The organism is Cupriavidus sp. SS-3 (assembly GCF_035818815.1).
In the GTDB taxonomy this organism is placed as follows: domain Bacteria; phylum Pseudomonadota; class Gammaproteobacteria; order Burkholderiales; family Burkholderiaceae; genus Cupriavidus; species Cupriavidus taiwanensis_C.
Map to the genome: position 1 here is coordinate 271799 of NZ_JAYLVT010000007.1, position 13198 is coordinate 284996.

Genomic DNA, 13198 nt, shown 5'->3' on the forward strand with positions numbered 1-13198 from the left:
ACAAGCGGGTCAGAACCCGCCTACGCCAGCATCCGCCCTTGTCCTATCCCTGGCGCCGCGCACGCTGCCTACATTGAACACAGGTTGCACCCCCGAAGGAGCCGACTCATGTCATTCGCGCTATATATCATCGGCCTGCTGGTCCTGGTGGGCGGCATTGCCTGGGGCCTGTCGACGGCCGGGCTGGCGCCGGTCTATATCGGCATTGCCTGCCTGATCGTGCTCGGCATCGGCATCATGGCGGCCGTCTCGCGTACCCGCACCAAAGACCCTTCCTGAAGCCCCTCTGGTTACGCCGCCTTGCGGCTGCGGGCCCGGCGCCACGCCGGGCCCGGTCGCAGCTTCCGTGACGTCGCCCAGCGGCGGGCGCACCAGGCTGGCGTTCCACGCCTGCTGGATCACCTGGGCGATCTGGTTGAACGCTTCCTTGGAAATCACCGCCTCCTCGCGCATCGCTTCCAGCGACAGCCGGCCCTTGCGCAGCGCGAACAGCATCAGCAGGCGCCGCTCCAGCGCCACGGTATAGGCGCCGAACTTGCCGCGCATGTCAGCCAGGCCTTCGGCGGCGGCGCGCGAGCGGTCTTCCAGCACTCCGTCGAGCACGGTCGCCATGCGCGCGCCGAACACCGGCGTCAGCATCGAGCGGTTGTAGCGGCGCAGCCGGTCCAGCACGGTCTGGCGGCAGATCAGCAGTTCAAAGCGGTCGGCCAGCGCGCGCGCCAGCGGGCGATCGATGCCGAGCCGGCGATGCAGGAACAGCGCCACCTTGAAGCCCAGGTGATAGTCCAGGATATGCCGCGCTGCGCGGTTGTAGCCGATGCGGCCCTGCTCGCGCGCCGCGTCGATCATCTGCGCGGTGTTGCGCATCATCGCGTCGAGGTTGGCCACCGAGATCACGCCGTCGCCGTATTCCGGAATCAGCTCGCGCTCGCGCGTGGCCAGCGTGACCAGGCCGATGCTGAGGCGGTCGCGCTCGGACAGGGCGGTGTCGAAGTCGAATTCCGCCGAGCCCAGCTCGATGCCGTGCCGGTATTTCTGCGCCGCCTCGCGCGCGATCGCGGGCGGCAGGTCGAACGAGTCGGCCACGCGCGCCAGCATCGCCTCGACCTCCTCGGTGGAGAGGCGGATTGCCTGCAACTGCAGCGCGCGCTCCTGCGGCGAAAGCTGGTCCAGGCCAAGCCGGTGGATCAGCGCGCGCAGCGTGGTGCCGTTGAGCAGCAGGCTGACCAGCACGAAGCCGGTCGCCAGGATGGCGACGAAATGCCGCGTTTCGTAGGGCAGGTCGCTGTTCTCGGCGATGCCCAGCGCCAGCACCAGGGTCACCGCGCCGCGCAGCCCGCCCCAGGCGATGGCCAGCTTGAAGGCGCCATCGATGGGCGCGCTCAGCCGCAGCCCGGACAGCAGCGGCAGCAGCCCGAACAGCGTCAGCAGGCGCGCCGCCAGCGCCGCTAGCACCAGCGCCAGCAGCAACCAGCCATGATGCCCGGTCACGCCTGCCAGCATCGACGGCACGCGCACCGCGGCCAGCAGGAACACCACGGCGCCGGCGATCCCGGCGAACTGCTCCCACATCATGCGCAGGTGGCGCCAGTTGGGCGGCGCCAGGCGCGTGGGGCCGAGGGCGCTGACCATCAGGCCGGCGCACACCACCGCGACCACGCCCGACACGCCCAGCAGTTGCTCGGCCAGCAGGTAGAGCGGGTAGGGCAGCGCCAGGGTCAGCGCGCTTTCCGCCATGGCCAGGCCGGCCAGCCGCGGCAGCAGGTCGGACACCAGCCGCCCGGCCAGCGCGCCGCACAGCACCCCACCGACAAAGGCCCAGGCCAGCTCGCGCAGCCCCGCCGCCAGCGTCGCCTGCGCGCCGTGCCCGGTCAGCATCGCCACCAGCACGCCGACGATGGCGATGGCGGCGGCATCGTTGAGCAGGCTTTCGCCCTCCACCAGCCGGATCAGGCGCGCCGGCGCGCCCACGTCGCGGAAGATCGCGATCACCGCGGCCGGGTCGGTGGTGGCCACCACCGCGCCCAGCAGCAGGCACACCGCCAGCGGCATGCCGCTGGCCGCCGCGGTGACCACGCCGATGACACCGGTGGCCACCACCACCGCAACCACTGCCAGCAGCAGGATCGGCGCCGCGTCGGGCAGCATGCCGCGCACGTCGGCGGTCAGCGCGGCGTGGAACAGCAGCGGCGGCAGGAAGATCCACAGGTAGGCCTCGGGCGGCAAGGCCGGGTCGATCAGCGGATGCAGGAAGTGGCGGGCAAAGTCGGGGTGGGCGGCGTCGATCGCCACATAGCCCGCGCCGATGGCGATGCCGATGGCAGACAGCAGCGTGGATTCGGGCAGCACCAGCCGCGCCGCGGCCACCTGCACCACGGCGACGATGGCCAGCAGCACGCCGGCCAGGATCAGGATATCGACGATGATGCTCATGCGCCGGCCTCCGGCGCCGCATCCTGCAGCGGCGGGCTGGCCAGCCGCGCGCGCACGGCCGCCGCCAGCTCGGCCGCCGCCGGCGACAGGCTGCGGTTGCGCGCCGTGACCAGGCCGATCGAACGCTCGGTCACCGGCGCGGTCAGCAGCCGCTCGACAATGCCGGGCTGGCGCACCGTGCCGGCGGCGATCTCGGGCAGCGCGGCCACGCCGAAGCCGCATTCGACCATGGCCGCGATGGTGGCCAGGCGTTCGGCCTCGAACACCGGCTGGAAGCGGATGCGGTTCTGCAGGAAGGCCCATTCCGCGTACTGGCGCACGCTGCTGGGATGGGTCATCGACACATGCGGCGCGGCGGCGGTGTCGGCCCAGCGCAGCGGTCCGGGGCTGCGCGCCAGCGGGTGCGCCGACGGGATCAGCAGCACGAAGCGGTCCGACAGCAGCGGCTCGTACTGCAGGTCCGCCTGCTGCGGGTTGGCGGCGGTCAGCGCGAAATCCACCTCGCCGGCGCGGACCAGGTCGAAGGCCGGCCCGGACAGGGTGTCGAACACCTTCAGCGCAACCTCGGGGCGAGCCTGGTGGTAGGCCATCAGCACCCGCGGCAGCACCCGCGCCGCCAGCGAGGGCAGCGCGGCCACGGCCACCTGGCCGCGCTCGGCGCTGGCGATGCCGGTCACGGCGTCGATGGCGCCGCGGAACGCCGCCTGCAGCAGCGCGGCCTGCTGCATGAAGACCTGGCCCGCCGCGGTCAGGCGCACGGTGCGGGTGGTGCGGTCGAACAGGCGCACGCCCAGCGCTTCCTCGATGCGCAGGATCTGCGTCGACAGGGCGGATTGCGACAGGTGCAGCTGGCTCGCGGCCTGGCGGAAGTTCAGGGTGCGGCCCAGCACCAGCGTGGTCTCGATGTCGCGCATCGACAGGTTGATGTTCATGGCAGCGGCGGTCCGGCGGCATCGTGGCCGGACCCTCAAGTCGATTGATCTGATTTGGTGATCATTTTATCCAGAGAATCGACTTCTTCAATCAAAGCGGGTTCTCTACACTGGCGGGATGCCAGGAGAAACCATGCCCAACGCCACCCCCGCCGCAACGCCATCCACCCTCAGCCGGCCGGGCGCCACCCATGCCGTGGTGGTGGGCGGCGGCACCATGGGCGCCGATGTCGCCGTGGTGCTGACCCGCGCGCTGTGCCGCACCACCATTGTCGAGCCGGATGCCGGGCGTGCCGGCGCGCTGCCCGCGCGCGTGCGCGCCAACCTCGCCGCGATCGGCCGTGAAGCGGGCGCGGAGCGCCTTGCGGTGGCCGCGACGCTCGACGCCGTCGACTGGCCATCTGTCGACCTGGTGATCGAATGCATTCCCGAGGACCTGGCGCTGAAGCAGGCGCTCTTTGCGGAGCTGGTCGCGCGTGCGCGCCCGCACACGCTGCTGGCCAGCAACAGCTCCAGCTACCCGATCAGCGCGATCGGCGCCGGCCTGGACACGCGCGAACGCATGCTTGGCCTGCACTTCTTCATGCCGGCGCACCTGGTGCCGCTGGTCGAGGTGGTGCTGGGAGAGGCCAGCGACGAGCGCCATGCCGACGCGCTCGCCGCGTTCATGCGCCGCTGCGGCATGGTGCCGGTGAAGGTACGCAAGGACCTGCCTGGCTTCCTTGCCAACCGGCTGCAGCATGCGCTGTCGCGCGAGGCCTTCAGCCTGATCGACCGCGGCATTGCCTCGCCCGAGGACGTCGACGCGGCGGTGCGCTTCGGCTTCGGTTTCCGCTTCCTGGCGGCGGGACCGGTGCTGCAGCGCGACCACGCCGGCATCGACGTCCATGCGGCGGCCGGCGCCACCATGTACCCGACCTTCTGCAACGACGACCGTCCCGCGCGCTGCCTGTCCGAGCGCGCCGCCGACGGCCGCCACGGCATGAAGCGCGGCGAAGGCTTCTACGCGTGGACCCCTGAAACCATCGCCGCCGAGCGCGCGCGCTATGACCAACTGCTGCGCGCCGGCCTGGCGCTGATCGCCCCCGAACTGCCCGAGATCCAGCCATGACCGATACCCCATCCCAAGCCGGCACCCGGCCTGTCCCGCAGCGCGCGGCACTGGCCGAATCGCCGCTGATCGTCACCGTGGCGCCCAACGGCGCCTACAAGCGCGCCAGCGACCATCCCGCGGTGCCGCTGACCGCCGCGGCGCTGGCGGCGGAGGCGCGCGCCTGCCTCGATGCCGGCGCCGCCATGATGCATATGCATGTGCGCGATGCCGACGGCCGCCATTCGCTCGATGTGCAGACCTACCGCGACGCGCTGGCGGCGGTCAGGCAGGCCGTCGGCGACGCGCTGCTGGTGCAGGTGACCAGCGAGGCCGCCGGCGTGTACCAGGCAGCCGAGCAGATGGCGATGGTGCGCGCGCTGCGCCCCGAGGCGGTCTCGGTCGGCCTGCGCGAAGTCGCGGTGCCGGAGGTCGCGGACAGCGAGCTGGCGGCGTTCTTCGCCTGGCTGGCACGCGAACGCGTGATGACGCAGGTGATCCTGTATGACGCAGCCGACGTGCGCCGCTGGCAGCAAATGCGCGCGCGCGGCATGGTGCCGCCGGGCGCGTGGTCGGTGCTGTATGTACTGGGACGCTATGCGGCGGGACAGGTGTCGTCGCCGCACGACCTGCTGCCGTTCCTGCAGGCCGCGGCCGAGGGCGGCGATGCGCTGCCGTGGGCGATCTGCGCCTTCGGTCGCGAGGAGAATGCCTGCGTGACCGCGGCCGCCGCGTTCGGCGGCCATGTGCGGGTGGGCTTCGAGAACAATCTGCTGTTGCGCGACGGCAGCCGTGCGCCCGGCAACCATGCGCTGGTGGCGCAGGCGGTGCAGGGCGGGCTGACGCTGGGCCGGCCGATCGCGGATGCGGCCGATGCGCGCCGTATCTACGGCGAGGTGCGCTGACGAAGGCGCGCCGCGCGGCGCTTTAATGAGCCGTCAGGGGCCATCAGGCGCCGTCGCTGAAGCTGTCGCGCGGGCCGTTGGGGTTGTGGGCACCGTCGGCGAACGGGTTGCGCGCGCCGGTCGCGGTGTGTTCGCCGTCGGTAAAGCTGCTGCGGGTGCCGGTGGCGGTGTGGGCTCCGTCGGTGAACGGGCTGCGCGTGCTGGTAACGCTGTGCGCGCCATCGCTGAACGGATCGACGCTGCGTGGCGCGGCTTGCGCGGCGCCGGCAACGCCGGCAATAAGGGCGGTGGCGACAAAGACTTGCCTGAGTGCATGCATGGATCGCTTCTCCGTAAGGTTGCCGACCCGGGATGGGCGGCGGTGTGGCTAGTCTAGGTGGCGGCCACCCACACTAGCATGACTGCCACATGACAATGCCGTCATCCCGCGGGCATTAGTCGGCACCGCCAGCACGCCGGAGAAGCTGCCGCCGGGCAAAGGCTGTAGAATCATGGCTGTCCGACCGGCCTGTGGTTCCATCGCCGGTTTTTCATTGCCCGCGGAAATGCAGCGGGCCTCTCACAAGAGTCATGTCCGAGTCTGATTCAGCCAAACTCGCTGCGGTGGCGTGGATCCGCGAGCAAATGGACCGTCATGCCCTGACCCTCGACGACCTGGTCGAGGCCGGGTGTTTCGACAACGTTGCAGCGGCATCGGCGGGCGCCGAAGAGTCCGCGCCGTCGGCGGCCCCCGCCGCGGCGCCGAAGCCCGCGGGCGCGCGCCCGCTGTACCGCAATGCCCTGGGCCAGAGCTGGGACGGGCAGGGTGAATATCCTGACTGGTTGCAGCGGGCGGTCAACGCCGGGCAGTCGATCGAATTCTTCCGCGTCGATTAAGCCGCGGTTAAATCCACTTTAAATTTGCGCAGCGTCGCGCTCAGCAGTGCGGGGGCAGCAGCCGCAGCACCGGCAGCATCGGCAGGATGCCGGTGAATGCCGCCGGCGTTGCCATGGGCGCCGCATGAGAGCGGTGCACGAAGACCTCGGGCGGCAGCTCGCGCAGCACGTCGCCAGCCGCGGCCGACTGCGGGGCGTTGCCCGCGGCAGGGTCCTGCGGACCATCCGTCTCGCCCAGCTGCAACGGCGCGCCGGCGCCGGCCGGCTCGGCCATCACGCGCACCGCGCTGCCGCCGCAGCCTGCGTCGCCAGCGCCATCCAGCGACGCTTCCGCCGCCAGCTTGGCCGCGACGTGCCGGTCCGGCAGCGACAGGCCAGCCGCCTGCACTGCGCCGCACATCCGGGCGTCCGCCGCGATGCCCGCAGCGGGCGCAAGCAGGGCCAGGGACAGCAACAAGGAATCAGGCAGGCGTTTCATCGCAGGGAAACCGGCAGAATGGGAGACGATGCGCGCGGGACAGTCGCGCGCAGGGAAGGTGAGCGCGCATTCTACCGGGGATTTGCGCGGCCAGGCCGTGGCAATGCGTTGGCATGGCGATGACATTTCTGCAATCTTTACCCATTTGCCGCCATCCTCGGCTAGCGTTACGCCATGGCGGCACTGGGCCGCCCGAAAGTGATTGAATCATGCGTATCCTGATTGTCGAGGACGAACCCAAGGCAGGCGACTACCTGCACAAGGGGCTGACCGAATCCGGCTTCGTGGTGGACCTGGCGCGCGATGGCGCGGACGGCCTGGCCCACGCGCGCGAGCATCCCTATGACCTGATCGTGCTGGACGTGATGCTGCCCGGCCTGGACGGTTGGGAGGTGCTGCGCGAACTGCGCCGCGAGCGCGACACGCCGGTGCTGTTCCTGACCGCGCGCGACGAGCTGTCGGACCGCCTCAAGGGCCTCGAGCTCGGCGCCGACGACTACATGGTCAAGCCCTTTGCCTTTGCCGAACTGGTGCTGCGCATCCGCACCATCCTGCGTCGCGGCCCGCTGCGCGAGAGCGAGTTCATCGAAGTGGCCGACCTGCAGATCGACGCCATCCGCCGCCGCGTGGTGCGCGCCGGCCAGAAGATCGACCTGACCTCGAAGGAGTTCGCGCTGTTGTACCTGCTGGCGCGCCGGCGCGGCGAGGTGCTGTCGCGCTCGCTGATCGCCTCGCAGGTGTGGGATGTCAATTTCGACAGCAACACCAATGTGGTCGACGTGTCGATCCGGCGCCTGCGCGCCAAGGTCGACGACCCGTTCCCGCGCAAGCTGATCCATACGCGCCGCGGCATGGGCTATGTGCTGGACGACGGCGACGAGCGGGTGCAGGACGCATGATGCGGCTGCCGTCTTCGCTTACCACGCGGCTGGCGCTGGCCTACGGGCTCGCCACTGCGGCGATCCTGGCCAGCGTGGCGGCCTACCTGTCGAGCGCGCTTTCGGCCCAGCTCGAAGGACGCGATGAAAGCGAACTGGTGGGCGAGGTGCTGCTGGTGCGCCACCTGCTGCGCGAGGTGCGCAGCGAAGCCGAGATCCGCGCCGATACCCACCGCTTTGCCGATATCGCGATGGGCCACGAGGGCCTGATCCTGGTGGTGCGCACGCGCCAGGGCGAGCCGCTGGTGACGCTGAACCCGCGCAACGAGACCGTGCCGCCGCTGCGCGTGCTGCCGGCCACCACGCAGCCCGAGAAGGGCATGCTGCAGACCTGGCGCCCGAAGAACGGCGTGCCCTCGCGCGGCATTGCCGCGCTGGGCCAGCTGGGCGACTCTGACAAGGCCGTGGAGATCGTGGTGCTGCGCGATGCCGGCTATCGCGTCGCGCTGATCCGCGAATATCGCCACCAGTTGCTGTGGGCCACGCTGTGCGGCGCCGCGGTGGCCGCCGGGCTGGGCTTTGCGCTGGCGCGGCGCGCGCTGCGGCCGCTGCGGCGCATGGCCGCCGACGCCGCCGCGGTGACCACCAGCCGCCTGGCCACGCGGCTCGACGTCGGCAGCGCGCCGGCGGAGCTGCGCGAGCTGGCGGCCGCGCTCAACGACATGCTGGCGCGGCTGCAGGACAGCTTTTCACGGCTGTCCGAGTTCTCGGCCGACCTGGCGCACGACTTCCGCACGCCGATCAGCAACCTGATCGGCCAGACCCAGGTCACGCTGGCGCAAAGCCGCAAGACCGCCGAATACGAGGCGCTGCTCGAGTCCAACCTGGAGGAATACGAGCGCCTGGCCCGCATGATCGAGAACATGCTGTTCCTGGCGCGCGCCGACCATGCGCAGGTGGCGCTGGACGTGCGCACGCTGGACGCGCGCGAAGAACTCGACAAGATGGCCGAGTACTTCGAAGCCGTGGCGGCGGACCGCGAGGTGGTGCTGACGGTCTCCGGCTCCGCGCCGGTGGAGGCCGACCAGACGCTGCTGCGGCGCGCGGTGACCAACCTGCTCGACAACGCGCTGCGCCACGCGCCGGCGGGCAGCACGGTGCGGGTCGACGTGGCACGCGCGCCCGCGGCCGCGGGCACGGGCGCCGGCAGCGGTACGGGCACCAGTATCCGCGTCAGCAACCCGGGCCCGGCGATCCCGCCGGAGACGTTGCCGCATATCTTCGGCCGCTTCTATCGCGCCGATCCGTCGCGCCGCAACTCGGCGGCTTCGACGGGGCTGGGGCTGGCCATCGTCGACACCATCATGCGGCTGCATGGCGGCAGCGTGACGGTGCGCAGCGTCGACGGACTGACCGTGTTCACGCTGCAGTTCCCGGCCGACCCGATGCCGATGCCGGCGGCTGCCACCCCCGCCGCCGTATCCTGAACCCCGCACTTGCACTGGCCCGGCGCGCGCGCATAATGGCGCGCGTGCCGGCCGCGCTGCGACCCGCAGTGCCCGCCGGTCTCATGTCATGCAAACCGATGGACAACCAGGAGAGCTACATGCAGGTGCAACCCTATCTGGATTTCGGCGGCCGCTTCGACGAGGCAGTGGCCTTTTACGGCAAGGTGCTGGGGGCGCAGGTCACGTTTGCGATGCGCTACAAGGAAGCGCCGCAGGACCAGGGCATGGCGGTGCCCGAGGACTGGAAAGACAAGGTGATGCACGCCAACCTGCAGATCGGCGAGAACCAGGTGATGGCCTCCGACGGCCGTCCCGGCGAGCGCCCGGCGTTCAGCGGCTTCAGCCTGTCGGTGGGCGGAGTCAGCCGCGACGAAGGCCAGCGCATCTTCGAAGGGCTGAGCGAAGGCGGGCAGGTGGTGGTGCCATACCAGAAGACCTTCTGGGCCGAAGGCTTCGGCATGCTGGTGGACCGCTTCGGCATGTCGTGGATGGTCAACTGCGAGCACTAGCGGCCCGCCGCGGCATGGCCGGCATCACGGCGGCCATGCCGCTTGACTCTGTAGCCACTACAGGGTCTTCAATGTCATCAGGTCAAACCAGCGCGAACAACAAGACATGGCTCGCACGTCACCTGAAGACGCTCTTCCACACGATCACGCCGTCAAGCACGATGGGCAGCATGGCGGCTGCCATGCGCATGATCACGATCACCACGGCCACGCTCACGCTCACGCCCCGGAGCCGGCACCTGCCGCGTGTTGCGGCGGCGGGTGTGCGTCCACCGTCGCGCTGACGCCGCCGCCTCGGGTCGAGGTACCGGCCGGCGCCAGCACCGCTGCCTGGCGCATCGACGCCATGGATTGCCCCACCGAAGAAACGCTGATCCGCAACAAGCTGGGCGGCATGGCCGGCATCGCCGCGCTCGAATTCAACCTGATCCAGCGCGTGCTGACGGTGCACCACACGCTGCCGTCGACTGAGCCGGTGGCCCGCGCCATCGAAAGCCTGGGCATGCGGCCGGTCCCGCTCAGTGCCGAAGCCGCGCAGCAGGTCCTGCCCGAAACCACCGCACGCAAGCCGTGGTGGCCGCTGGCGCTGGCCGGTGTCGCCGCGCTGGGGGCCGAGGCGACGGAATGGCTGGGCCTTGGGCTGCCGTGGCTGCCGGCGGTGCTGGCGCTGGCCGCGGTGGCGCTGGGCGGGCTCACTACCTACCGCAAGGGCTGGATCGCCCTGCGCAACGGCAACCTGAACATCAACGCGCTGATGAGCATTGCCGTGACCGGCGCGCTGCTGCTGCGCCAGTGGCCGGAAGCGGCGATGGTCATGGTGCTGTTCGCGCTGGCCGAGCGCATCGAGGCGGCGTCGCTGGACCGGGCCCGCAATGCCATCCGCGGCCTGATGGCGATGGCGCCGGAACTGGCCACGGTGCGGCGCGCCGACGGCAGCTGGGACACCGTGCCGGCCGCCGGCGTGGCGGTCGGCACGCTGGTGCGGCTGCGCCCGGGCGAGCGCGTGGCGCTCGACGGCAAGGTCGTGCGCGGGCAGTCGGCGCTGGACCAGGCGCCCATCACCGGCGAAAGCGTGCCGGTCGACAAGGCCGAGGGCGATGCGCTCTACGCGGGCTCGATCAACCAGTCCGGCGAACTGGAATACACCGTGACCGCGCCCGCCAGCGACTCGACGCTGGCGCGCATCATCCACGCGGTGGAGGCCGCGCAGGGCAGCCGCGCGCCCACGCAGCGCTTTGTCGACCAGTTTGCGCGCATCTACACGCCTACGGTGTTCGCGATCGCGCTGGCGGTGGCGGTGGTGCCGCCGCTGCTGGCCGGCGGCGGCTGGGTGGACTGGATCTACAAGGCGCTGGTGCTGCTGGTGATCGCCTGCCCGTGCGCGCTGGTGATCTCGACCCCGGTCACCATCGTCAGCGGGTTGGCCGCGGCCGCGCGGCGCGGCATCCTGGTCAAGGGCGGGGTCTACCTGGAGCAGGGCCGCGAGTTGGCCTGGGTGGCGCTGGACAAGACCGGCACCATCACGCACGGCAAGCCGGCGCAGACCGACCATGCGCTGCTGGCCGACGATGTCCCGCACGCGCGCGCCATTGCCGCCAGCCTGGCGGCGCGCTCCGACCATCCGGTCTCGCGCGCGGTGGCCACGGCGGCGCAGGCCGACGGCATCGCCACGCTGCCGGTGGAGGCGTTCGAGGCGCTGGCAGGGCGCGGCACGCGCGGCACCGTGCAGGGCGTGGAATACCGGCTCGGCAACCATCGGCTGGTGCATGAGATGGGCGCGTGCTCGCCGGCGCTGGAAGCGCGGCTGGAGGCGCTGGAGCGCGAGGGCAAGACCGTGGTGCTGCTGGCGCGGGTGGACGGCCGCGGCGCGGCCACCGCGCTGGCGCTGTTCGCGGTGGCCGATACCGTGCGCGACACCAGCCGCCAGGCGATTGCCGAGCTGCATGCGCTGGGGGTCAAGACGCTGATGCTGTCCGGCGATAATCCGCACACGGCACAGGCGATCGCGGCGCAGGTCGGCATCGACGAGGCCCGCGGCAATCAGCTGCCGCAGGACAAGGCCGATGCCATCGCCGCGCTGGCCGACGCGGCCCATGCCCGCGGCGGCCGCATCGGCATGGTCGGCGACGGCATCAACGACGCCCCGGCGCTGGCGCGTGCCGACGTCGGCTTCGCCATGGGCGCCGCCGGCACCGATACCGCAATCGAGACCGCCGACGTGGCGCTGATGGACGACGACCTGCGCAAGATCCCCGCCTTCGTCCGGCTGTCGCGCCGCACCGCCACCATCCTCAGGCAGAACATCGCGCTGGCGCTGGGCATCAAGGCCGTGTTCCTGGTGCTGACGGTGCTGGGGATGGGGACGATGTGGATGGCGGTGTTCGCCGACATGGGGGCGAGCCTGCTGGTGGTGTTCAACGGGCTGCGGGTGGGGGCGCGGCGCGGGGGGTGAGCATCACCGCTGGTTTGCTCGCCTCTCCCGCGTGCGGGAGAGGGAGTACACAATCGCTTGGTGCGACGGTTCGTCAGCCTGGAGCGGGCTGCACGATCAACTCCCCGCTGCGCCCCGGTATCTCCCCCCACGTGACCGGCAGGCGCGGCAGCGCCGCGCAATCCAGCCCGCGATACCACGTGCCCATCGACACCAGCTCGTGCCCCTGTGCAAGCCAGCCTGCCAGCAGCCGTTCGAACACGGGCGCGAGCTTGCCGCCTTCGAGCTCGGCATGCAGCGTGAACACATGGTCGCGCGTGCCTTCGGTCAGCTTCAGCAGGGCCGTGTGGACGTTGTCCTCGCTCAGGCCGTCGGTGCCGATCAGCTCGTCCAGCGTCGGCAGCGTGGTCGGCATCTGCACGTGGCGGCATGGCACGCCGCCGATGGTGGGGATATAGGGCGCGGTGCCGCGGCCGTCGGACGCGTAGGCCATGTCCCAGATATCGATCTGGCGGAACGCGGCCTCGTTCATCTGCCAGCCGGCGGCGCCGTGCGTGGCGGGGGGCTCGCCGAAGATTTCGCGAAAGCGCGCGAAGGCGCGCTGCATCTGGTCGCGGGTCCAGGCGGCATCGCGCTCGCGCACGTTGTCCTGCCAGTAGACGTGGTCCCAGGTGTGGATGCCGCATTCATGCCCGGCGGCGCGCGCCGCGCGCATCTCGGCGGCGCCCTTGCGGCCGATATCCGGGCCGGGCAGCAGCACGCCGTACATCAGCGTGCGCAGGCCGTAGTTCGACACCACCGAGGTGCGCGACACCTTGCGCAGGAAACCCGGCCGGAACACACGCCGCAGCGCCCAGCCGGTATGGTCCGGGCCCAGGCTGAACAGGAAGGTGGCCTGCGCCTGCGCGGCCGCCAGCAGCGACAGCAGCCGGGGCACGCCTTGGCGCGTGCCGCGCAGCGTGTCGACGTCGACCTTCAGGGCGATCCGTGCCATGTGGGTGCGCGTTCAGTTGCCGGAATCGACCAGCGTGCGGGCCTCGACCACCTTGCCCCGGTACGCCTCGAAGATGCGCCGCAGCGACGCTTCCATGCCGATCTCGGGGCGCCAGCCCAGCTCCTCGATGGTGTTGTCGATCTTCGGCACGCGGTGCTGCACGT

Annotated in this window: 12 protein-coding genes and 1 pseudogene; 7 read left to right on the forward strand and 6 right to left on the reverse strand. The window is 70.9% G+C overall.

Annotation, left to right across the window (positions count from 1 at the left end):
* Positions 1 to 120 precede the first annotated feature (120 nt).
* Both U9J39_RS13845 and U9J39_RS13850 read right to left on the reverse strand, forming a co-directional pair.
* On the reverse strand, positions 121 to 2433 hold the full coding sequence (locus U9J39_RS13845; protein ID WP_115713061.1) for a cation:proton antiporter: 2313 nt from the start codon (positions 2431 to 2433) through the stop codon (positions 121 to 123).
* Positions 2430 to 3365 (reverse strand): LysR family transcriptional regulator, encoded by a 936-nt coding sequence (locus U9J39_RS13850; protein ID WP_115682665.1) that lies wholly within the window; start codon positions 3363 to 3365, stop codon positions 2430 to 2432. Before U9J39_RS13850 ends, U9J39_RS13845 begins: the two co-directional genes overlap by 4 nt.
* A gap of 133 nt (positions 3366 to 3498) precedes the next feature.
* On the opposite strand from U9J39_RS13850, the gene U9J39_RS13855 reads away from it, so the two are divergent.
* The gene (locus U9J39_RS13855; protein WP_326347309.1) at positions 3499 to 4476 is read left to right on the forward strand and encodes a 3-hydroxyacyl-CoA dehydrogenase family protein; all 978 of its coding nucleotides are present in this window, start codon (positions 3499 to 3501) and stop codon (positions 4474 to 4476) included.
* Positions 4473 to 5360 (forward strand): 3-keto-5-aminohexanoate cleavage protein, encoded by an 888-nt coding sequence (locus tag U9J39_RS13860; RefSeq protein ID WP_326347310.1) that lies wholly within the window; start codon positions 4473 to 4475, stop codon positions 5358 to 5360. Before U9J39_RS13855 ends, U9J39_RS13860 begins: the two co-directional genes overlap by 4 nt.
* A 43-nt stretch (positions 5361 to 5403) precedes the next feature.
* On the opposite strand, the gene U9J39_RS13865 is transcribed toward U9J39_RS13860, so the two are convergent.
* A complete protein-coding gene (locus U9J39_RS13865) occupies positions 5404 to 5679 on the reverse strand; it encodes a hydroxyquinol 1,2-dioxygenase (RefSeq protein WP_115713064.1) in 276 nt (91 codons plus the stop codon).
* 305 nt (positions 5680 to 5984) lie between these two features.
* Between U9J39_RS13865 and U9J39_RS13870 the strand changes: the two genes are divergently transcribed.
* A complete protein-coding gene (locus U9J39_RS13870) occupies positions 5985 to 6236 on the forward strand; it encodes an H-NS family nucleoid-associated regulatory protein (RefSeq protein ID WP_373429557.1) in 252 nt (83 codons plus the stop codon).
* Between the two features lie 40 nt (positions 6237 to 6276).
* Here the strand turns inward: U9J39_RS13870 and U9J39_RS13875 are convergent, their stop codons facing one another.
* Positions 6277 to 6714 (reverse strand): hypothetical protein, encoded by a 438-nt coding sequence (locus tag U9J39_RS13875; protein ID WP_115713066.1) that lies wholly within the window; start codon positions 6712 to 6714, stop codon positions 6277 to 6279.
* 209 nt (positions 6715 to 6923) lie between these two features.
* Between U9J39_RS13875 and U9J39_RS13880 the strand changes: the two genes are divergently transcribed.
* The 4 genes from U9J39_RS13880 (at position 6924) to U9J39_RS13895 (ending at position 12061) form a co-directional block, all read left to right on the forward strand.
* Positions 6924 to 7613, forward strand: coding sequence for a heavy metal response regulator transcription factor (locus U9J39_RS13880; RefSeq protein WP_018008628.1), 690 nt, complete (start codon positions 6924 to 6926; stop codon positions 7611 to 7613).
* Positions 7610 to 9079: a heavy metal sensor histidine kinase gene (locus U9J39_RS13885; protein ID WP_326347311.1), complete on the forward strand. Its 1470-nt coding sequence runs from the start codon at positions 7610 to 7612 to the stop codon at positions 9077 to 9079. Before U9J39_RS13880 ends, U9J39_RS13885 begins: the two co-directional genes overlap by 4 nt.
* Before the next feature lie 119 nt (positions 9080 to 9198).
* A complete protein-coding gene (locus tag U9J39_RS13890; RefSeq protein WP_115683701.1) occupies positions 9199 to 9609 on the forward strand; it encodes a VOC family protein in 411 nt (136 codons plus the stop codon).
* A 346-nt stretch (positions 9610 to 9955) separates the two neighbouring features.
* Positions 9956 to 12061, forward strand: a complete 2106-nt coding sequence (locus U9J39_RS13895) for a heavy metal translocating P-type ATPase (RefSeq protein ID WP_240987841.1) — start codon at positions 9956 to 9958, stop codon at positions 12059 to 12061.
* A gap of 73 nt (positions 12062 to 12134) precedes the next feature.
* Here U9J39_RS13895 and U9J39_RS13900 read toward each other — a convergent pair whose 3' ends face one another.
* Both U9J39_RS13900 and U9J39_RS13905 read right to left on the reverse strand, forming a co-directional pair.
* On the reverse strand, positions 12135 to 13034 hold the full coding sequence (locus U9J39_RS13900) for a polysaccharide deacetylase family protein (RefSeq protein WP_115713069.1): 900 nt from the start codon (positions 13032 to 13034) through the stop codon (positions 12135 to 12137).
* A 12-nt stretch (positions 13035 to 13046) separates the two neighbouring features.
* A pseudogene (locus tag U9J39_RS13905) lies at positions 13047 to 13198 on the reverse strand (bifunctional UDP-4-keto-pentose/UDP-xylose synthase); the annotation flags it as partial.